This is a genomic window from Spinactinospora alkalitolerans (assembly GCF_013408795.1).
Classification (GTDB): domain Bacteria; phylum Actinomycetota; class Actinomycetes; order Streptosporangiales; family Streptosporangiaceae; genus Spinactinospora; species Spinactinospora alkalitolerans.
On record NZ_JACCCC010000001.1, the window covers coordinates 1,370,737 to 1,390,630 of the forward strand.

Consider the following 19,894-nt stretch of genomic DNA (forward strand, 5'->3'; position numbering starts at 1 on the left):
CGCGGTGGCACTACCCCGCAGGGAGTAGTGCCACCGCATCGGGTCACCGGCGGCGCGGCCCCACGTACTCGGCGGCCATCGCCGAGACGAGCAGCGCGGCCCCCACGGCGCCCCACGCCGTCATCTCCTCGCCGAGCAGCGCCATCGACAGCAGCGCGGCGGTCAGCGGCTCGGCGATGGTGGCCACGGCGGTCGCCGTGTCCGAGGCCGTGCCCAGACCGCCGAAGTAGGCGAGGTAGGCCAACGCGGTCGGCACCAGGCCGAGGAAGGCCAGCAGGGCCAGGCCCGCCGGGTCCGCGGGCGGCGCCATCCCCGCGGACAGTCCGGCCGGCGCCAGCAGCACCCCGCCGAGCAGGCACCCCAGCCCGACGTTGCACAGCGGGTCCAGCCCGGCGACCGCTCTACGGTTGACCAGCGTCATCACCGAGAAGACCAGCCCGGCCGCCAGTGCGCAGCCGAGCCCGGCCGCCGTCCGCCACCCGGGCGCGTCGACGCCGGGATGGCCGGCCAGCAGGACGAGGCCGGCCACGGCGAGCAGCACCGACACCGCGAGCCGGGGGCCGGGCGCGCGCCGCGCGGCCGCGCAGATGCCGATCGCGACGAACACCGGCACGCTGCCGATCTTGACCAGCGTGGCCAGCCCGACCGGGATCAGCGCCAGCGAACCGAAGTACAGGCTCTGGAACGCGGCGTGCAGCACGCCGTTGAGCACCAGTCGGCGCACCAGGGCGCCCGACCACTCCAACCGGCGCAGCCGGCCGGAGGCGAGGAGGAGGGCCGTGATCAGCAGGCCGCCGAGCAGCAGCCGGTAGGTCGCGACGGCGAACGGGCCCAGCCCGGTGCCGGACTGCAGCAGGGCGCCGGCGATGCCGCCGGTCCCCCACAGCAGTCCGGCGGTGACGAGCAGTGCGAAGCCGCGCCGCGTGGCGCGGGCGCGGGAGAGGGAGGTCATGGCTGAATCGGACACGGACGTGCTCCAACGTCGACGAGGGAAGAGAGGCGTCGGCGCGGGGCGTCACGGTGACGCGGTCGTCACGGCCGCGCGGCCGTGCGGCGGCGCGGTCAGGGCGCCCCTAGGAGGCGACGGGCGGGGGCGTGACGAAGCGCCGGGTCTGATGAGCCATGGGTCGACTCTAGCCCACGGGGCGGTCACGGCGGGATGCGGGCCGGCTCGCGCGGTGATCGGCGGGAACGCCGCCGCGGACGGCTGCGTCTGAGACTGCGCGCTCGCCGCCGCGCGGTCCCCGGGCCGGTCCCCGGCCCGCGGCGGTCCGCGGAGCGCAGTCAGTCGTCGGCAAGGAGCACCGGACTCACGATGAACCCCCCTTATCACGGGCCGCACAACGGACCGCAGCACGACGTCCACGCGCGGCTCCTGGGCGAGCCCTTCCACATCGCGGCCCCGTTCCTGCGGGTGCTGCTCACCGGCGAGCCCACCATGCTGGGCCCCGACCAGCTCGCCTACTCGATCAACCCCTACCTCACCGCGATGGTGGGCTACCGGCTGCACCCCGCGACGTACGAGTCGGCGATCATGGAGAAGCGGCACGCGCAGGCCTGGGGGGTGAGCAAGCAGGACCTGTGGTTCACCGCGCTGGGCAACATGGCCTACGACCGGTACGAGCCGCAGGCGCTCCAGGCCGCCGGCGACACCGTGGTGCACGCCGTGCACGGCGTCACCTGGCCGGGGTCGGCGCACATGATGCGGCTGGTCGAGGTCATGCGCGAACCCGCGCCCTTCGGCGCCGTGGTCATGCTGCCCAACCCGAACACCCTGCTCTACGCGGTGCTGCGCAGCAAGCGCTCCGGCCCGGTCCTCGCAGCACTCCACCGGCACCACCAGAGCATGGTCCCGCCCGAGGGGCCGGTCAGCGACCAGCTCATCCTGTGGCGCGGCGGCAGGGTCAGCGGCATGTCCACCCGGCCGGGCCCCGACGGCGCCGTGCAGATCAAGAAGTCCCAGGAGTTCCGCTTCCTCCTCGACCACGAACTCCCGGACTGACGCCCCCGAGCACCTCTCCCGGACCCCGACAAGGAATCCCGTCCTCATGAGCTACAACGTCCACCACGGCCAGGCCGACCACGTCCACGCGCAACTGATGCGGGACCCGTTCCCCGCCGTCGCGCCGCACCTGAGGCTGATGGTCGTCGACGACCCGTACATGATGGGGCAGCGCCCACTGGCCTATTCGGTCAGCTCCCGCTGCACGGCCGCGCTGTGTGTGAAGCAGAGCCGCACCGAGGCGGTCTTCCTCGGCCAGGACCACGCCCACGCGTGGGGCGTGGGCAAGCAGGACATCTGGTTCGCCGCGCTGCAGAACATGGCCTACGAGCCCGTCGAGGTCACCCCGAACGAGTCGACCGCCGACGTGCCCCTCTACACGCTCTACGGCAAGGACTGGGCGGGGTCGGCGCACATCATGCGCTTGGGCGACGTGCTGCCCGGCCCCGCGCCCTTCGGGGCCGTGGCCATGCTGCCCGGCGTCAACTCCATCCTGTTCGCGCCGCTGCTGAGCAAGCGCTCCCTGCGGATCCTGCCGATGATGTGGCTGGTGTACAAGCGTTTCAGCAGCGAGGACCGGGCCGTGACCGACCATCTGCTGTGGTGGCGCGGCGGCCGGCTGAGCGCGATGGACGCCATGGACAGCGAACAGGTGGACGGCAAGAGCGGCATCCACCTCATCGAGAGCCCGGAGTTCCAGCGGATGAAGGACGAGCTGCCGGACTAGGGCCGCGGAGGCGGAGAGGGGCGCGGCGAAGAGCACCGTTGAACCGTTAACCCGCGAAGGTGTCCTCCGGAGGCGCGGGGGAGTCCTGGGCGGTCGTGTCGTAGACGGGGGTCGCGCCCGCGGTGAACCTCCGCAGTTCGGCGTCGGTCAGCACACGGGCCATGTCGGGGTCGCGGTGGGCGCGGCGGGCCAGCTCGTCGACGGGCAGCGCGCGGTTGGCCGCGACCAGCACCAGGTTGCCGAACCTGCGCCCCCGCAGCACCGCCGGCTCGGCGACGAGCGCCAACTGGCCGAACACCGCGCCGACGGTGGCGGCCTGCGCGCGCACGTGCCGCAGCCGCTTGCCGTCGCCGACGTTGGCCGCGTAGACCCCGTGGGGCCGCAGCACCCGTGCGACCTCGGTGACGAACTCCACCGACGTCAGGTGCCCGGGCGTGCGCGCGCCGGAGAACACGTCCGCCACCACCAGGTCGGTGGCGTCGGCGCGTCGCTCGCCCAGCCAGGCGCGGGCGTCGCCGGTGCCCACGCGGATGTCGGCGCGCCGGTCCCAGGGGAGGTCGCGGCGGACGCGCTCGATGAGGCCGGCGTCGATGTCGACCGCGCGCTGCCGGGACCCGGGCCGCGTGGCGGCGATGTAGCGGGCCAGGGTGAGCGCGCCCGAACCGAGGTGGAACGCGTCGATGGGCGCGCGCTCGGGCGCCAGCAGGTCCACCACGTGCCCGAAGCGCCGCATGTACTCGAAGTCCAGGTAGGTGGGGTCGGAGAGGTCCACATGGGACTGCGGGGTGCCGTCCACCACGAGCATCCACGACTCGGGGCGGTCGGCGTCGCGCAGCAGTTCCACGGCCGGCCGCTCCGGTCCGCCCCCGGTCCCGGCGCCGCGTTCGCCCATGATCCCCACCCGTCGACTCCGTCCCTCGGGCCGGTCGGCCCGCACACACGGTAGACGAACCGGGACCCGGCCGCCGTGGCGGGGACCGCGCTCGCGCGGCGCCGATCCGGCGCGCGGCTGCGAGCGGTACGCCGGACCGCTAGCCTGGAACTCCTCTCTTTTCTTTTCCCGTGTCTGTTCGAGGAGTGGCCGTGCTGCTGCGGATGTCGACCCTGTTCCTGCGCACCCTGCGCGAGGACCCGGCGGACGCTGAGGTGCCGAGCCACAAGCTGCTCGCCCGCGGCGGCTACGTGCGCCGCGCCGCGCCCGGCGTCTACTCCTGGCTGCCGCTCGGCAAGATCGTCCTGGAGAACGTGGCGAACGTGGTGCGCGAGGAGATGAACCGCATCGGCGGTCAGGAGGTGCTGCTGCCCGCCCTGCTGCCCCGCGAGTACTACGAGGCCACCGGCCGCTGGACCGAGTACGGCGACAGCCTCTTCCGCATCGTCGACCGCAAGGGCGCCGACTACCTGCTCGGCCCCACCCACGAGGAGCTGTTCACGCTCCTGGTCAAGGGCGAGTACTCCTCCTACAAGGACTTCCCGGTCATCCTGTACCAGATCCAGGAGAAGTTCCGCGACGAGGCCCGGCCCAGGGCCGGCATCCTGCGCGGCCGCGAGTTCCACATGAAGGACGCCTACTCCTTCGACATCGACGACGAGGGCCTGCAGCGCTCCTACGAGCTGCACCGCGACGCCTACATCAGGATCTTCGACCGGCTCGGCCTGAACTACGTCGTCGTCGCGGCGACCTCCGGCGCCATGGGGGGTTCGGCCTCCGAGGAGTTCCTCGCCGAGGCGGACACCGGCGAGGACACCTTCGTCCGCAGCACCGGCTCCGACTACGCCGCCAACGTCGAGGCCGTGCGCACGCCGGTCCCCCCGGCGCGGCCCGTCGAGGGGCGGCCCGAGGCGCAGGTGCACCACACGCCCGACACCCCCACCATCGAGACCCTGGTGGACTTCCTCAACGGCGCCGGCCTGCGCGGCGCCGACGAGCGGCCCCGGACCTTCACCGCCGCCGACACGCTGAAGAACGTGCTGGTCAAGATCCGCCGCCCGGGGGAGACCGAGTGGGAGGTCCTCGGCATCGGCGTGCCCGGTGACCGCGAGGTCGACATGAAGCGGCTGGAGGCCTCACTGGAGCCGGCCGAGGTCGAGCTGCTGGAGGAGGCGGACTTCGCCGCCAACCCGTTCCTGGTCAAGGGCTACGTCGGGCCGAGGGCGCTGCTGGACAACAAGCTGCGCTACCTGGTCGACCCGCGCGTCGTCGAGGGCACGGCCTGGGTGACCGGCGCCGACCGGCCCGACCACCACGTGGTGGACCTGGTGTGCGGCCGCGACTTCACCCCCGACGGCACCATCGAGGCCGCCGAGGTGCGCGACGGCGACCCCTCACCCGACGGCCGCGGCACCCTCTACACCGCGCGCGGCATCGAGATCGGCCACGTCTTCCAGCTCGGCCGCAAGTACACCGACACCTTCGGGTTCGACGCGCTCGGCCCCGACGGCAAGCCCAAGCGTGTCACCATGGGCTCCTACGGCATCGGCGTCTCCCGGGTGGTCGCCGCGATCGTCGAGCAGTCCCACGACGACAAGGGCGTCGTGTGGCCGCGCGAGGTCGCCCCGGCCGACGTGCACGTGGTCGGCACCGGCAAGGGTGAGCAGATCGAGGTCGCGCTGCGCATCGCCGAGGAGCTGGCGGCCAGGGGCGTGCGCGTCATCGTCGACGACCGCAAGGGCGTCTCGCCTGGCGTGAAGTTCACCGACGCCGAACTGCTGGGCGTCCCCACCGGCGTCATCGTCGGCAAGGGCCTGGCGTCCGGCGTCGTGGAGCTGCGCGACCGCGCCGGCGGCGAGCGCGAGGAGATCCCCGTGGACACCGTGGTGGAGAAGGTCGCCGCGATCGTCAAGGACGCCTGACGGGGCGGCGGCCCGCCCCGGAGGGGCCGCTACAACTCCCCTCCCGGGAAGCCTGGGAAGGGCATCAGGTCGGCGCCCCATGCCAGCGAGCGCACGGTCGTCGACTTCAGGGAGCGCCCGGCGAGGTCGCGCAGTTCGGGATCGCCGGCGGCGGCCAGCTCCAGGTAGGCCTGGGCGGCCGTCCGCTCCAGCCCGGCGGCGAACTGCGCGAGCGCGTCCGGCCCGTCCTCGGCGGGCAGCTCGTAGGCGCGCTCCCCGGCCGCCGGATCGGCGTCGCGTTCGAGGAGCTCCGCGCGCAGGGTGTCGCGCTGGCCGCGGTGCGCGTCGAGGTGCTCGTAGGCCCGCTTCCGCGCCGCGTCGCCGGAGTTCGCGCCGACGAACCCGTAGCCGTAGACGGCCGCGTGCTCCGCGCGCAGCGCGTTCTGCAGCGCCTCGATGTGGTCGAACCCCTCGGGGCCGGTCGTGGCGCTCATCATGCCTCCGGGGTCTCGGTCGAGAGCAGGTGGGCGTGGCCGGCCTCGCAGGCGCCGACGCTGGCGAAGAGCTGAGCCAGGCCGGAGTCGGCGACCTCGGTCATCTGGCGGGCGCGGGACGCCGCCGCGGCCTCCTCGGCCACCCGCAGCGCCGGGACCGGCACCGGAGCGTCGGGCTCCGGCGCGGTCTCGGGTGCGCCGCCGGCCTCGGGCGCGCCGGTGGCGCCGCCCCGGGGCTCCTCCTCGCGCTCCGGCAGCCGGTCGCGCAGCGCGCCGAGATGGCGCTCGTGGTCGCCCACGAGCCGCTCCAGCAGTTCGACCGGTCCCCGACCGGCGGAGATCGTCGCCCGGTACCGGGCGACGATCCGCTCCTTCTCGGCGATCGCGCCGCGAAGCAGGTACTCGTCCGGTGAGATCTCGCTGGGGTACCACCGCGCGCCCTGGCAACCGCTCAAGCCGACCGCGGCCAGGCCCGCGATCGCACCGGCGATGACCGTGCGCCGGCTGACCGGGTCGTGGCGCAACCGTGCCTCCTCGAAAGCCGTGCGGGACAAGGGCGCCGCACGCGTCGGCGGCCCCGCGAAGGCGTGCGGACATGGGGTGTGCGACCCATCTTTCCACGACGCGCACGCCCTTCGCGCGCGCCGCAGGCGGGGCGGGCCGGACCGGGACGGGGAATTCTCCCGCGCGATGTGGAGCCGGAGCATGCCTGGGTATGCGCCGACTGTGGATACTCTTGGTTCAAACCGCCGTCTGCCCGGACGCGCGGACGAACTTTGTGCAGAGCTGGACCGCCCCGCCCCTTGCGGAGAGCGGGCGGAGACCGCCGAGGAGGATCACTGATGGGCGCGCAGGCTCGCCACGACCGTCTGGCGCGGTTGCTGGAACCGGTCCTGGCCGAGGCCGGGCTGGACCTGGAGGCCGTTGAGGTCACCCCGGTCGGCAAGCGTCGCCTGCTGCGCGTCGTGGTCGACTCCGACGACGGCGTCGACCTCGACTCCGTCGGGGAGGTCAGCCAGACGATCTCCAGTACGCTCGACGCCTCCGATGTCATGGGCAATGCCCCTTACGTGCTCGAAGTGACCTCGCCGGGCGTGGACCGACCGCTCACGCAACCTCGGCACTGGCGGCGGGCGCGGGGACGCCTGGTGCACGCCCCGCTCGCCGGCGGTGGCGAGGTACGGGGACGCGTGACGCAGGCCGACGAATCCGGCGTCACCCTGGACGCCGACGGTCAGAGTCGGGTATACGCCTATTCCGACCTGGGGCGCGGCAAGGTCCAGATTGAATTTCGCCGCGATGCCGAAACCGGCCCCGGCGCCGACGCGGCGGACTAGAGGGGGAGCCCCGTGGATATCGATATGAGTGTCCTGCGCAGCCTGGAGCGCGAGAAGGACATTTCAGTGGACCTCGTCGTCAAGGCGATCGAGGACGCCCTGCTGATCGCCTACCACCGGCAGGAGGGGACCGAGTCCTCAGCGCGGGTCGAGCTGGACCGCACCAGCGGGCACGTCACGGTGTGGGCCGAGGAGTCCGATGACGAGGGCAACGTCATCCGGGAGTACGACGCCACCCCCACCGGGTTCGGCCGCATCGCCACCTCGACGGCCAAGCAGGTCATCCTGCAGCGCCTGCGCGACGCCGAGGACGAGCTCACCCTCGGGGAGTTCGCCGGCCGCGAGTTCGAGGTCGTCTCCGGCATCATCCAGCAGGGCAAGGACCCGCGCAACGTCCTGGTCGACCTGGGCAGGATCGAGGCCATCCTGCCGCCGCAGGAGCAGGTGCCCGGCGAGAACTACACCCACGGCGAGCGGCTGCGCGCCTACGTCGTGCAGGTGCGCAAGGGGCACCGGGGCCCGTCGGTGACGCTGTCGCGCACCCACCCCAACCTGGTCCGCAAGCTGTTCCAGCTGGAGGTCCCCGAGATCGCCGACGGCACCGTCGAGATCGCGGCGATCGCGCGCGAGGCCGGGCACCGCACCAAGATGGCGGTCAAGTCCAACAAGGCCGGGGTCAACGCCAAGGGCGCCTGCATCGGTCCGCTGGGCAGCCGGGTCCGCAACGTCATGGCCGAACTGCACGGCGAGAAGATCGACATCGTCGACCACTCCGACGACCCCGCGGTGTTCGTGGGCAACGCTCTGTCCCCGGCGCGGGTCACCCACGTCGAGGTGCTCGACGCCGTCGCCAGGGTCGCCCGCGTCACGGTGCCGGACTACCAGCAGTCGCTGGCGATCGGCAAGGAGGGGCAGAACGCCCGCCTCGCCGCCCGGCTCACCGGCTGGCGGATCGACATCCGGTCCGACGCCGAGCCGACGGAGTCGGCCGGGACCGCCGAACCCTTCGTGGAGACCGGCGACGACCGGCCTTCCGGCCCGGCGGACGCGCCGGCCCGCTAGAATGGGAGGCGCTGACCGATCGGTGCCCGTGCGCACGTGCGTGGGGTGCCGGTCCAGAGCAGCCCAGTCCGATCTGCTGCGGCTGGCGGTCGAGGGCGACATGATCACGCCGGACACCGCCGGACGCATGCCGGGCCGAGGTGCCTACCTGCACCCCGACCCGACGTGTTGGGAGACGGCCGACCGGCGCAAGGCGTGGAACCGGGCCTTCCGGGCCACGGGCCGACTGGACGCGTCGCGCGTCGCCGCGCACTTCGCCGCCGCCCCGCGCGTTTGAGTCGGTCGCAGTTCCGGATAGGGTTGGAATGATCGCGCCGCCTGTTCGGTTGGAACTACCGGACGGTCGGCGGGTCTTGCTATGTCGGCATGTCCGATGTAACTGACCCATTGTTGTGTAACAGACGAGTCGGAAGCGGGTCGAGATTGCGATGAGCGCTCGATGAGTACGCAGCGATGAGTACGTCAAGCTAGCGACGGTCCGGCACAAGCCCATGTCCCGGACCGAGTAGAGGAGAGCAGTGGCGAAGGTCCGGGTATACGAACTCGCCAAGGAGTTCGGTGTTGAGAGCAAGGCCGTCCTGGCCAAGCTCAACGAAATGGGCGAATTTGTGCGTTCGGCGTCCTCGACGATCGAGGCGCCGGTCGTCCGTCGACTCAAGGAAGCCTTCAACAACGGCGCCGCCGAGAAGAAGGGCGGCGAGCGCAAGTCCCGCCCGGCGGAGCCCAAGCCGCGTCCGCGCGGTGAGGACAAGGCCCCGGCCGCGGGCGAGAACGGCGCCGCGGCTCAGCGGCCCTCGGTCCCCAAGCCGGGACCCAAGCCGAGCGCCCGTCCCGCGTCGCCGCCCGCCGGCGGCGTTCCCAAGCCGGGTCCCCGGCCCGGTCCGCGCCCCGCGGGGCCGACCGGTGGCCAGGGCAGGCCGGAGCAGCCCGCCAAGCCCGGCGGCGACCGTCCCGAACGCGGCCCGCGCCCCGAGCGCGGTCCTCGTCCGGAGCGCGGCGAGCGTCCGGAGCGCGGCGAGCGCACCGGGCGTTCCGAGGGCAAGGGGCCCCGTCCGGGTCCGCGGTCCACGGGTCCGCGTCCGGGCAACAACCCGTTCGCCTCGACGGCCAGCGGCATGGGCGCCAAGCCGGCGCCGCGTCCGGGCCCGCGTCCCGGTCCGCAGGGCGGTCAAGGCGGTCAGGGTGGCCAGGGCGGTCAGGGCGGTCAGCGCCCCGGCGGTGGCGAGCGCAGTGGTGCGCCGCGTCCCGGCGGCGGTGGCGAGCGCGGCGGTGCGCCGCGTCCCCAGGCCCCGCGCCCGCAGGCCCCGCGTCCCGGCGGCCCGGGTGCCGGCGGTCCGCGGCCCGGCCCCGGCGCCGGTGGTCCGCGTCCCGGTGGCGGTCCGCGCCCCAGCCCGATGAACATGCCGTCCTCGCGTCCCGCGCCCGCCGGTGGCGGCGGTCGCGGTGGCGGCGGCGGTGGCCGCGGTGGCGGCCGTCCCGGTGGCGGCCGCGGTGGCCCCGTCGGCGCCGGTCCGCGCGGCGGCGGTCCCGGTGGTCCCGGTGCCGGTCCGCGTCCCGGCGGCTTCGGCGGCCGTCCCGGTGGCGGCGGTCGTGGTCGCGGCGGCGGCACGGCGGGCGCCTTCGGGCGTCCCGGCGGTCGTCCGGGCCGTGCCCGCAAGTCCAAGAAGCAGCGGCGTCAGGAGTTCAACGAGCTGGGCGCTCCGTCGTTCGGCGGCGTGAAGATCCCGAGCGGCAACGGCCAGACCATCCGGCTGTCCCGCGGCGCCTCGCTCTCGGACTTCGGTGACAAGATCGACGTCAACCCGGCGTCGCTGGTCCAGGTCATGATGCACCTGGGCGAGATGGTCACCGCGACCCAGTCGCTGCCGGACGAGACGCTGCAGTTGCTGGGCGAGGAGCTCAAGTACAAGATCGAGGTCGTCAGCCCCGAGGACGAGGACCGCGAGCTGCTCGAATCGTTCTCCATCGAGTTCGGTGAGGACGAGGGCAGTCCCGCGGACCTCATGCCGCGTCCGCCGGTGGTGACCGTCATGGGCCACGTCGACCACGGTAAGACGCGCCTGCTCGACGCGATCCGCAACACCAACGTGGTCAGCGGCGAGGCCGGCGGTATCACCCAGCACATCGGTGCCTACCAGGTCGCGACCGTGGTCGACGATGACGATCGCAAGATCACCTTCATCGACACCCCGGGTCACGAGGCGTTCACCGCCATGCGTGCCCGCGGTGCGCAGGCCACCGACATCGCGGTGCTGGTGGTCGCGGCCGACGACGGCGTGAAGCCGCAGACGGCCGAGGCCATCGACCACGCCAAGGCGGCCGAGGTACCGATCGTGGTCGCGGTCAACAAGATCGACGTCGAGGGCGCCGACCCGCAGAAGGTGCGGGCCCAGCTCACCGAGTACGGCCTGGTGGCCGAGGAGTACGGCGGCGACGTCCAGTTCGTCGACATCTCCGCGAAGCAGGGCGTCAACATCGACGGTCTGCTCGAGGCGGTCGTGCTGACCTCCGACGCGGCGCTCGACCTGCGCGCCAACCCGGAGCAGGACGCCCAGGGCCTCGCGATCGAGGCCTACCTCGACCGCGGCCGCGGCTCCATGGCCACGGTGCTGGTCCAGCGCGGAACGCTGCGCGTGGGCGACTCGATCGTCTGCGGCGACGCCTACGGCCGCGTCCGGGCCATGCTGGACGAGAACGGCGACAACGTGCAGCAGGCCGAGCCGTCCCGCCCGGTCCAGGTGCTCGGTCTGACCAACGTGCCCAGCGCCGGCGACAACTTCCTGGTCGTCAAGGACGACCGGGTCGCACGCCAGATCGCCCAGCAGCGCGAGGCGCGCGAGCGCTTCGCCCAGCAGGCGAAGGCGAGCCGCCGGGTCACGCTGGACAACTGGCAGAAGACCCTTGAGGAGGGGGCGCGCAACGAGCTGCTCCTCATCATCAAGGGCGACATGTCCGGTTCGGTCGAGGCGCTCGAGGAGTCGCTGCTCAAGATCGAGGCCGGCGGCGACGAGGTGAGCATCCGCGTCATCGGCCGCGGTGTCGGTGCGATCACGCAGAACGACATCAACCTGGCCGCCTCCGCGGAAGCGATCATCATCGGCTTCAACGTTCGGCCCGAGGGCAAGAACAGCGAGCTCGCCGACCGGATGGGCGTGGACATCCGCTACTACTCGGTCATCTACCAGGCGATCGACGAGGTGGAAGCGGCGGTCAAGGGCCTGCTCAAGCCGGTCTACGAGGAGGTCCAGCTCGGCTCGGCGGAGATCCGCGAGGTCTTCAAGGTGCCCAGGATCGGCAACATCGCCGGTTCGATCGTCCGGAGCGGCACCATCAGGCGGAACAGCAAGGCCCGCCTCATCCGGGACGGCGTGGTCATCTCCGACAACCTCACGGTGGAGTCGCTGCGCCGGTTCAAGGACGATGCCACCGAGGTCCGCGAGGGCTTCGAGTGCGGTATCGGAGTCGGCTACAACGACATCCGGCTCGAGGACGTCATCGAGACGTTCGAGATGCGGGAGAAGCCGCGCGACTGACGCCCTTCGCGTCATCCCCGGGCCCCGGCTGCCGAGCCGGGGCCCGGGTCCTTGGGTCCGCCCTCCACCGACCCGCCGCGAGCGGTACAACAACAGACAAACCACGGGGTGAACGCGTGTTCGTTGGGGCTCTGACCCTGGACGTGCTGCTCGGCGACGTCCGTTCCCTGAAGCAGAAGCGCTCGGTGGTACGGCCCATCGTGGCCGAGCTTCACCGCAAGTTCGCCGTCTCGGTCGCCGAGACCGGCGACCAGAGCCTGTACCGGCGCTGCGAGATCGGGATCGCCGTCGCCTCCTCCACCGCCGCGCACTGCGTCGAGGTCCTCGACGCCTGCGAGCGGCTGGTCGCCGGCCGCCCCGAGATCGAGCTGCTCTCCGCCAGGCAGCGGCTCTTCAGTCAAGAGGAAGATTAGAGACATGGTTGACGCCGCACGCGCGCGCAAGCTCGCCGACCGGATCCAGAAGATCGTGGCGGAGATGCTGGAGCGCCGCATCAAGGACCCGCGGCTCGGATTCGTCACCGTGACCGACGCGCGGCTCACCAACGACCTGCGCGACGCGACGGTCTACTACACGGTGTTCGGCTCCGACGAGGAGAAGGCCGGAACGGCCGCCGCGCTGGAGAGCGCCAAGGGCGTGATCCGCTCGGAGGTCGGTCGCCAGACCGGCCTGCGCCACACCCCGAGCCTGGTCTTCGTGGCCGACGAGGTCCAGCAGAACGCCCAGCACATCGAGGAACTGCTGGCCAAGGCCCGCGAGGCCGACGCGGAGGTCGCCCGCGCCGCGGCCACCGCCCGGCCGGCCGGCGAAGCCGACCCCTACAAGGCACCGCGCGAGTACGACGACGAGGACCACGGCGAATAGCGGTCCCCGGCCCGCACGCGCCCCACCCGGCCGGGTCGTCCGGCAGCACGAGGAAGCACCTCCACATGAGCACCAGCGCCGACACGCCGCGCGCGGCCGCGCCCGACGGCGTCGCCATCGTCGACAAGCCCGCCGACTGGACGTCCCACGACGTCGTCGCGCGGGTCCGCAGACTGGCGGGGACCCGCAAGGTCGGCCACGCCGGCACGCTCGACCCGATGGCCACCGGCGTGCTCGTGCTGGGCATCGGGAAGGGCACCCGGCTGCTGGGGCATCTCACGCTGACCGAGAAGGTCTACGAGGCCACCATCCGGCTGGGCGCGACCACCGACACCGACGACGCCGAGGGCGAGCCGCTGGCCCGGACGCCGGCCGACGGGGTCGACGACGCGGCGGTGCGCGCCGGCGCCGCGCGGCTCACCGGAGCGATCCAGCAGGTCCCGCCGCAGGTCAGCGCGATCAAGGTGAACGGCCGGCGCGCCTACAAGAAGGCCCGCGCTGGCGAGGAGGTCGAGCTCAAGGCCCGGCCGGTGACCGTGTCGGAGTTCGCCGTCGGCGACGTCCGGCGGGTGCCCGACTCCGAGGGGCTCCTCATCGACGTCGACGCCCGCGTCACCTGCTCCAGCGGCACCTACATCCGGTCGCTGGCCCGCGACCTGGGCGCGTCGCTGGGCGTCGGCGGCCACCTCACGGCGCTGCGCCGCACCAGGGTCGGCCCCTACGACCTGGCCGGGGCCCGCACGCTGGACCGGCTCGCCGAGGAGTTCACCGCGGTGCCGCTGGCCGAGGCGGTGTCGGTGGCCTTCCCCAGCCGCGTGCTGACCGAGGAGGAGGCGCGCAGGGTCGCCCACGGCAACCGCATCCCGGCCGCAGGCCTCGGTCCGGGGCCGATCGGCCTGTTCGCCCCGGACGGCAGCGTGCTCGCGCTCGCCGAGGAGCATCCCGGCTACAGCAAGCCGATCGTGGTGTTCGCCTAGCGGCAATGCCGTGAGATTGAGGTTCGCCGAGCCGGTGCCGACCGGTGTCCCACAGGTCTCCCCGGGGTCGAGCGTGCTTGGCAAGGCCGCGGTCAGCGCGTCGGCGGTGGCCGCGTGAGAGGTCTCGCCCGGCTTTTTACGCGCCAGAGTCCGGCCACCGGACCTGTACACGCGCCGACACCGCGACCTTTCGCGTCGCCGGCGCCGGCGCGCTGACGACAGCCTTGTTTCGCAGGCTCCGGCCAGGGGAGTAATGGCCCCGCAACACCCCTCGACACTCCCACCCGCTTCTCAACCTCACGGCATTGCGGCTGGCGGTGGCTCCAATCCCGATGGGGGCGTGGCTCGGCGGAGGAGGAGGCGCGGGGACGTGGCACCCTGGTTCGGGGAGGAACCCACCACCATCGGCGCGAGGGGAGCTGTGTGATCGTGCGGCGTTGGCTCGGACCGGATGAGATACCCCGGGACTGGGGACGCTCCGTCGTGACCGTCGGGGTCTTCGACGGTGTGCACCGCGGCCACCAGACCATTCTGCGGCGGGCCGCCGAGCACGCCCGCAGGCTGGGGCTGCCCGTCGTGGTCGTCACGTTCGACCCGCACCCCGACTCCGTGGTGCGCGGGGGCGCGGCCCCGGCCGCGCTGACATCGGGGGAGCGCAAGGCCGCTCTGCTGGAGGAGCACGGCGCCGACGCCGTCTGCGTGCTGCCGTTCACCAGGGAGCTGGCGTCGCTGTCGGCGGAGGAGTTCGTCCAGCGCGTGCTCGTGGACCGGCTGCACACCGCCGCGGTCGTCGTGGGCGAGGACTTCCGGTTCGGCCACAAGGCCGCCGGCGACGTCGAGACACTGGTCACGCTGGGGGAGAAGTACGACTTCACCGCGGAGGGCGTCCGGCGGGTCGCGGGGGCCGACACCATCACCTCCACGCTGATCCGCGGCCTCGTCGCCGAGGGCGACGTCGCCGGAGCGCTGGAGGAGCTGGGGCGGCCGCACCGGGTCGAGGGCGTGGTGGTGCACGGCGCGGCCCGGGGCAGGGAGCTGCTCGGCTTCCCGACCGCCAACCTCGACCTCCCGCCCGGCACCGCGGTCCCCGCCGACGGGGTCTACGCCGGCCGGCTGCTGCCGGTCGGGCCGGACGAGGACGGATCGTGCTGGCCCGCCGCCGTCTCGGTCGGCACCAACCCGACCTTCGAGGGCGATCGGCGCACCGTCGAGGCCTACGCGCTGGACCGCGACGACCTCGACCTCTACGGCCGGCACATGGCAGTGGACCTCCTGCACCACATCCGGCCGATGCTGCGCTTCGACAGCGTCGGGGAGCTCATCGAGGCCATGGCCCGCGACGTCGCCCGCACCAGGGAACTGCTCATCGGGGAGTGACCCCGGCCGCCTCCCGCGGCCCCGGCGCCCGCCGAGCGGTGGTCCGGGCGGGCGCGGGAAGGTAGTACGCTGAAGAGCAGCCGGTCCGATGACCGGCGTCTTCGATCGTGCCCGACGGGCGTCGAGGGCGGCACCGCCCCCGCTCCGCGCGATCGCCGATCCACCCGGTGACTGTTCGCACGCATGGTCGCCGGATCCGCGCCGGCTCCCTCTTCGAGGGCGGCGCGGACATTCACAGCACCGGCGTGCCGAGAACTGAGAAGGAGCGTCGTGTCGATCGACACCGCCACGAAGAACAAGATCATCGCCGAGTACGCCACCAAGGACGGCGACACCGGCTCCCCCGATGTCCAGGTCGCGATCCTGACGCACCGGATCATCGAGCTCACCGAGCACCTGAAGTCGCACAAGCACGACCACCACAGCCGTCGCGGCCTGCTCCTGATGGTCGGTCGCCGGCGCCGCCTTCTGCAGTACATCGCGAAGAAGGACATCAACCGCTACCGCAAGCTGATCGAGCGCCTCGGTCTGCGCCGCTAGCGGACATCTCAGCCAAGGGAGTGGCCACGGCCGCTCCCTCTCTTGTAGTAGTGCGACACCAGATCGGTTTCGCGGGAGTGCGATACCAAATTGCTTTTCGTGGGAGTGCGATACCAAATTGATTCTTAGTACTCTGGTGTGAGACCGGCCGCCGTGGCCTGCGGGGCAACCGCCGCGCGGCGGTCGACAACCGAATCGAGCGCTTTCCCGCGCCCCTACCTCCGGCTGCCACGTCGCCGCCGGTCCTCGGTAGTGGTCTTCGGCCCGCCCGCAGGCGCGCCGAGGGCTTCGATCGATGGCCGGCCGTCGTGATCGACGAGACGACACCGGGGCACGGACGCGGGATCTCGAGTATCCAATCCGTGTAGGAGGTCGCCCATGGAGGGCGCATATTCCGCCGAGGCCGTGATCGACAACGGCCGCTTCGGCACCCGTACCATCCGCTTCGAGACGGGTCGGCTGGCCCGCCAGGCCGCCGGCTCCGCCGTGGCCTACCTCGACGACGAGACCATGGTCCTGTCCGCGACCACGGCCTCCAAGCGTCCGAAGGACAACCTCGACTTCTTCCCGCTGACGGTGGACGTCGAGGAGCGGATGTACGCCGCGGGCCGCATCCCCGGCTCGTTCTTCCGGCGCGAGGGCCGTCCCTCCGAGGACGCCATCCTCACCTGCCGCCTGATCGACCGGCCGCTGCGCCCGTCGTTCAAGAAGGGGCTGCGCAACGAGATCCAGGTCGTCGAGACGATCATGGCGCTGCACCCCGACCACCTCTACGACGTCGTGGCGATCAACGCCGCCTCGATGTCCACCCAGATCTCCGGCCTGCCGTTCTCCGGCCCGATCGGCGGCGTCCGGGTGGCGCTGATCGAGGGGCAGTGGGTGGCGTTCCCGACCCACACCGAGCTCGCCGACGCCACCTTCGACATGGTCGTCGCCGGCCGCGTGCTGGAGGACGGCGACGTCGCGATCATGATGGTCGAGGCCGAGTCCACGCCGAACACGCTCAAGCTGGTCGCCGACGGGGCCGTCGGCCCCAACGAGCAGACCGTCGCCGAGGGCCTGGACGCGGCCAAGCCGTTCATCAAGGTGCTGTGCCGGGCGCAGCAGGCGCTGGCCGACCAGGCCACCAAGGAGACCGGCGAGTTCCCGGTCTTCCTCGACTACGAGGACGACGTCTACACCGCGGTCGAGAACGAGACCCGCGCCGAGCTGGCCCAGGCGCTGACCATCGCCGACAAGCAGGACCGCGAGGCCGAGCTCGACCGGGTCAAGGCGCTGGCCGCCGAGAAGCTCGCCGAGGCCTTCGAGGGACGAGAGAAGGAGATCGGCGCGGCGTTCCGCTCGCTGACCAAGCAGCTCGTGCGCGAGCGGGTCATCCGCGACCAGGTCCGCATCGACGGCCGCGGGCCCAAGGACATCCGGCAGCTCACCGCCGAGGTCGGCGTGATCCCGCGGGTGCACGGCTCGGCGGTGTTCGAGCGCGGCGAGACCCAGATCCTGGGCGTCACCACGCTGAACATGCTGCGCATGGAGCAGATGGTCGACACGCTCAACCCCGAGCGGACCAAGCGCTACATGCACAACTACAACTTCCCGCCGTACTCCACCGGTGAGACCGGCCGCGTCGGTTCGCCCAAGCGCCGCGAGATCGGCCACGGCGCGCTCGCCGAGCGGGCGCTGCTGCCGGTGCTGCCGTCCCGCGAGGAGTTCCCCTACGCGATCCGGCAGGTATCGGAGGCCGTCGGCTCCAACGGCTCCACCTCCATGGGATCGGTCTGCGCCTCGACGATGTCGCTGATGTCGGCCGGCGTCCCGCTCAGGGAGATGGTCGCCGGCATCGCGATGGGCCTGATCAGCGAGGGCGGCGAGTACGTCACGCTGACCGACATCCTCGGCGCCGAGGACGCGTTCGGCGACATGGACTTCAAGGTCGCCGGCACCCAGGAACTCATCACCGCGCTGCAGCTCGACACCAAGCTCGACGGCATCCCGGCCTCCGTGCTGGCCGCCGCGCTGCAGCAGGCCCGGGGCGCACGCCTGGCCATCCTGGACGTCATGCAGGAGGCCATCGAGCGTCCGGCCGAGATGAGCCCGCACGCGCCGCGCATCCTCACCGTCAAGGTGCCCGTCGACAAGATCGGCGAGGTCATCGGCCCCAAGGGCAAGATGATCAACTCGATCCAGGACGAGACCGGCGCCGAGATCACCATCGAGGACGACGGCACGATCTACATCGGCGCTACCGACGGCCCGTCCGCCGAGGCCGCGCGCGACACGATCAACAGCATCGCCAACCCGACGATGCCGGAGGTCGGCGACCGCTACCTGGGCACGGTCGTCAAGACGACGGCGTTCGGCGCGTTCGTCTCGCTGCTGCCCGGCAAGGACGGCCTGCTGCACATCTCGCAGATCCGCAAGCTGCACGGCGGCAAGCGCATCGAGAACATCGACGACGTGATCAGCATCGGCGAGAAGATCCAGGTCGAGATCCGCGAGATCGACGACCGCGGCAAGCTCTCCCTGGTCCCGGTCGAGGTCGTCGAGGCCGAGGCGGCCGGTTCCGAGTCCTCCGGCGCCGACGCGGCCGAGGGCAACGGCGAGGCCCCCTCCTCCGGCGACGGTGAGCGCCGGCGCCGCCGCACCCGCGGCGGTCGGGGCGAGAACACCTGATCCGCAGCCCGGCTCGAAAGGGCGGTCGCACCGTGTGCCGGTGCGACCGCCCTTGAATCTTCGTGGAGACGTGGAGACAAGGACGTATGAGCAGCACAGTGCCTTCGGCCGCCACCGCCGTCACAGCGGCCGAGCAGGAGCCCGACAGCACGCTCACCCTGGTCCGGGCCGGGGAAGGCTCGGGCGAGGTGCGCCGGACGGTGCTCCCCGGCGGCCTGCGCGTGGTGACCGAGACGATGCCCGGCGTGCGCTCGGCGGCGTTCGGGATCTCGGCCACCACCGGCTCCCGTGACGAGGACGCCGCGCACGCCGGCTCCGCGCACTTCCTGGAGCACCTGCTGTTCAAGGGGACCCGGCGCCGCAGCGCGCTGGAGATCTCCGCGCTGCTCGACGGCGTGGGCGCCGACCACAACGCCTACACCACCAAGGAGCAGACCACCTACTACGCGAAGGTGCTGGACCGGGACCTGCCGCTGGCCATCGACGTCGTCAGCGACATGCTCACCGGCTCGGTGCTCGACCCGCAGGAGGTCGAGACCGAGCGCGGCGTGATCCTCGAAGAGATCGCGATGTATGAGGACGAGCCCAGCGACGTGGTGGACGACCTCTTCGCCGCCCGGTTCTTCGGCGCGGACACCCCGCTGGGCCGCCCGGTGCTCGGCACCGACGAGACCATCTCCGCCCTGCCCAGGGACCGGATCTTCGAGCAGTACCGGGAGTGCTACGTTCCCGGCGAGCTCATCGTCGCCGCGGCCGGCAACCTCGACCACGCCGCAGTGGTCGACCAGGTGCGCGATGCCTTCCGGCCGCAGTTGGCGGCGGCCGGCGACGCGCGGCCGTCCGGCCCGCGCGGACCGGGGGCGCCCGTGGCGGTGCACCCGGGCGCGGTGCTGCAGTCCAAGGACACCGAGCAGGCCCACCTGATCCTCGGCACCGAGGGGGTGACCCGCACCGACGAGCGCTGGTACGCGCTGAAGGTCCTGAGCTCCGCGCTGGGCGGCGGCATGTCCTCGCGGCTGTTCCAGGAGGTCAGGGAGAAGCGCGGCCTCGCCTACGCGGTCTTCGGCTACGCCGGCAGCTACGCCGACACCGGGGTCTTCCAGGTGTACGCGGGATGCCTGCCCGACAAGATCGACGAGGTGCTCGACGTCTGCCGCGACGAGCTGGCCAAGGTCGCGGAGTACGGCATCACCGACGAGGAGCTGGCGCGGGCCAAGGGCCAGATCCAGGGCTCGTGGGTGCTGGGCACGGAGGGGACCAACTCCCGGATGGGCCGCCTGACGATGCACGAGCTGGGCTACCCGCGGCACTACTCGCTGGAGGAGGACCTCGCGCTCTTCGACGCGGTGACGATGGACGACGTCCGCGCCGTGGCGGCCGACGTCCTGCGCCGCCCCGAAGCCCTCGCCGTCGTCGGCCCTTACGAGCAGGACCGGCGGTTCTGACGGCGGTTTCGATCCCGACGCGCCGGAGCCGGAG

General features: G+C 72.2%; 18 protein-coding genes. 14 read left to right on the top strand and 4 right to left on the bottom strand.

Features of this window, described 5'->3' with window-relative positions; all coding sequences use genetic code 11:
* Positions 1-43 precede the first annotated feature (43 nt).
* Positions 44-967: a DMT family transporter gene (locus tag HDA32_RS06165; RefSeq protein WP_312863059.1), complete on the bottom strand. Its 924-nt coding sequence runs from the start codon at positions 965-967 to the stop codon at positions 44-46.
* Positions 968-1,315: 348 nt separating this feature from the next.
* Here HDA32_RS06165 and HDA32_RS06170 point away from each other — a divergent pair, with 348 nt between their 5' ends.
* Together HDA32_RS06170 and HDA32_RS06175 are read left to right on the top strand one after the other, a co-directional pair.
* On the top strand, positions 1,316-2,002 hold the full coding sequence (locus HDA32_RS06170; RefSeq protein ID WP_179642285.1) for a hypothetical protein: 687 nt from the start codon (positions 1,316-1,318) through the stop codon (positions 2,000-2,002).
* A 46-nt stretch (positions 2,003-2,048) separates the two neighbouring features.
* Positions 2,049-2,729, top strand: a complete 681-nt coding sequence (locus tag HDA32_RS06175; RefSeq protein WP_179642286.1) for a hypothetical protein — start codon at positions 2,049-2,051, stop codon at positions 2,727-2,729.
* 46 nt (positions 2,730-2,775) lie between these two features.
* Here HDA32_RS06175 and HDA32_RS06180 read toward each other — a convergent pair whose 3' ends face one another.
* Entirely contained in the window at positions 2,776-3,621 is an 846-nt protein-coding gene (locus HDA32_RS06180) for a spermidine synthase (RefSeq protein ID WP_179642287.1), read from the bottom strand.
* 191 nt (positions 3,622-3,812) lie between these two features.
* On the opposite strand from HDA32_RS06180, the gene HDA32_RS06185 reads away from it, so the two are divergent.
* Positions 3,813-5,582, top strand: a complete 1,770-nt coding sequence (locus HDA32_RS06185; protein WP_179646498.1) for a proline--tRNA ligase — start codon at positions 3,813-3,815, stop codon at positions 5,580-5,582.
* Between the two features lie 29 nt (positions 5,583-5,611).
* Here HDA32_RS06185 and HDA32_RS06190 read toward each other — a convergent pair whose 3' ends face one another.
* Positions 5,612-6,055, bottom strand: a complete 444-nt coding sequence (locus HDA32_RS06190) for a ferritin-like domain-containing protein (protein ID WP_246334250.1) — start codon at positions 6,053-6,055, stop codon at positions 5,612-5,614.
* Positions 6,055-6,579, bottom strand: a complete 525-nt coding sequence (locus tag HDA32_RS06195) for a hypothetical protein (protein WP_179642289.1) — start codon at positions 6,577-6,579, stop codon at positions 6,055-6,057. Before HDA32_RS06195 ends, HDA32_RS06190 begins: the two co-directional genes overlap by 1 nt.
* A gap of 318 nt (positions 6,580-6,897) precedes the next feature.
* Between HDA32_RS06195 and rimP the strand changes: the two genes are divergently transcribed.
* The 11 genes from rimP to HDA32_RS06250 all read left to right on the top strand — a co-directional run bounded on the left by rimP (position 6,898) and on the right by HDA32_RS06250 (position 19,860).
* A complete protein-coding gene (gene rimP, locus HDA32_RS06200; RefSeq protein WP_179642290.1) occupies positions 6,898-7,392 on the top strand; it encodes a ribosome maturation factor RimP in 495 nt (164 codons plus the stop codon).
* A 24-nt stretch (positions 7,393-7,416) separates the two neighbouring features.
* Entirely contained in the window at positions 7,417-8,454 is a 1,038-nt protein-coding gene (gene nusA / locus HDA32_RS06205; RefSeq protein ID WP_246334721.1) for a transcription termination factor NusA, read from the top strand.
* 22 nt (positions 8,455-8,476) lie between these two features.
* On the top strand, positions 8,477-8,731 hold the full coding sequence (locus tag HDA32_RS06210; RefSeq protein WP_312863060.1) for a YlxR family protein: 255 nt from the start codon (positions 8,477-8,479) through the stop codon (positions 8,729-8,731).
* A gap of 241 nt (positions 8,732-8,972) precedes the next feature.
* Entirely contained in the window at positions 8,973-11,987 is a 3,015-nt protein-coding gene (infB, locus tag HDA32_RS06215) for a translation initiation factor IF-2 (protein WP_179642292.1), read from the top strand.
* Positions 11,988-12,103: 116 nt separating this feature from the next.
* Positions 12,104-12,400, top strand: a complete 297-nt coding sequence (locus HDA32_RS06220; RefSeq protein WP_179642293.1) for a DUF503 domain-containing protein — start codon at positions 12,104-12,106, stop codon at positions 12,398-12,400.
* A 4-nt stretch (positions 12,401-12,404) separates the two neighbouring features.
* Positions 12,405-12,851 (top strand): 30S ribosome-binding factor RbfA, encoded by a 447-nt coding sequence (rbfA, locus tag HDA32_RS06225; protein WP_179642294.1) that lies wholly within the window; start codon positions 12,405-12,407, stop codon positions 12,849-12,851.
* Positions 12,852-12,916: 65 nt separating this feature from the next.
* Complete coding sequence (truB, locus tag HDA32_RS06230) at positions 12,917-13,828, top strand: tRNA pseudouridine(55) synthase TruB (protein ID WP_179642295.1); 912 nt, start codon at positions 12,917-12,919, stop codon at positions 13,826-13,828.
* 429 nt (positions 13,829-14,257) lie between these two features.
* Positions 14,258-15,205, top strand: coding sequence for a bifunctional riboflavin kinase/FAD synthetase (locus HDA32_RS06235; RefSeq protein WP_179642296.1), 948 nt, complete (start codon positions 14,258-14,260; stop codon positions 15,203-15,205).
* 270 nt (positions 15,206-15,475) lie between these two features.
* Complete coding sequence (gene rpsO / locus HDA32_RS06240) at positions 15,476-15,745, top strand: 30S ribosomal protein S15 (RefSeq protein ID WP_179642297.1); 270 nt, start codon at positions 15,476-15,478, stop codon at positions 15,743-15,745.
* Positions 15,746-16,123: 378 nt separating this feature from the next.
* Positions 16,124-18,415 carry a polyribonucleotide nucleotidyltransferase gene (locus tag HDA32_RS06245; protein WP_179642298.1) on the top strand — a complete coding sequence of 764 codons (2,292 nt, stop codon included), beginning with the start codon at positions 16,124-16,126 and terminating at the stop codon, positions 18,413-18,415.
* An 86-nt stretch (positions 18,416-18,501) separates the two neighbouring features.
* Complete coding sequence (locus HDA32_RS06250) at positions 18,502-19,860, top strand: M16 family metallopeptidase (protein ID WP_179642299.1); 1,359 nt, start codon at positions 18,502-18,504, stop codon at positions 19,858-19,860.
* The last annotated feature ends 34 nt before the right edge of the window (positions 19,861-19,894 follow it).

What these genes read in the sequence shown, in the direction of transcription:
- HDA32_RS06170 (WP_179642285.1), top strand. Translation starts at nt 1,316, where the DNA reads ATGAACCCCCCTTATCACGGGCCGCACAACGGACCGCAGCACGACGTC.
- HDA32_RS06175 (WP_179642286.1), top strand. Translation starts at nt 2,049, where the DNA reads ATGAGCTACAACGTCCACCACGGCCAGGCCGACCACGTCCACGCGCAA.
- HDA32_RS06180 (WP_179642287.1), bottom strand. Translation starts at nt 3,621, where the DNA reads ATGGGCGAACGCGGCGCCGGGACCGGGGGCGGACCGGAGCGGCCGGCC.
- HDA32_RS06190 (WP_246334250.1), bottom strand. Translation starts at nt 6,055, where the DNA reads ATGAGCGCCACGACCGGCCCCGAGGGGTTCGACCACATCGAGGCGCTG.
- rimP (WP_179642290.1), top strand. Translation starts at nt 6,898, where the DNA reads ATGGGCGCGCAGGCTCGCCACGACCGTCTGGCGCGGTTGCTGGAACCG.
- nusA (WP_246334721.1), top strand. Translation starts at nt 7,417, where the DNA reads ATGAGTGTCCTGCGCAGCCTGGAGCGCGAGAAGGACATTTCAGTGGAC.
- rbfA (WP_179642294.1), top strand. Translation starts at nt 12,405, where the DNA reads ATGGTTGACGCCGCACGCGCGCGCAAGCTCGCCGACCGGATCCAGAAG.
- truB (WP_179642295.1), top strand. Translation starts at nt 12,917, where the DNA reads ATGAGCACCAGCGCCGACACGCCGCGCGCGGCCGCGCCCGACGGCGTC.
- HDA32_RS06245 (WP_179642298.1), top strand. Translation starts at nt 16,124, where the DNA reads ATGGAGGGCGCATATTCCGCCGAGGCCGTGATCGACAACGGCCGCTTC.
- HDA32_RS06250 (WP_179642299.1), top strand. Translation starts at nt 18,502, where the DNA reads ATGAGCAGCACAGTGCCTTCGGCCGCCACCGCCGTCACAGCGGCCGAG.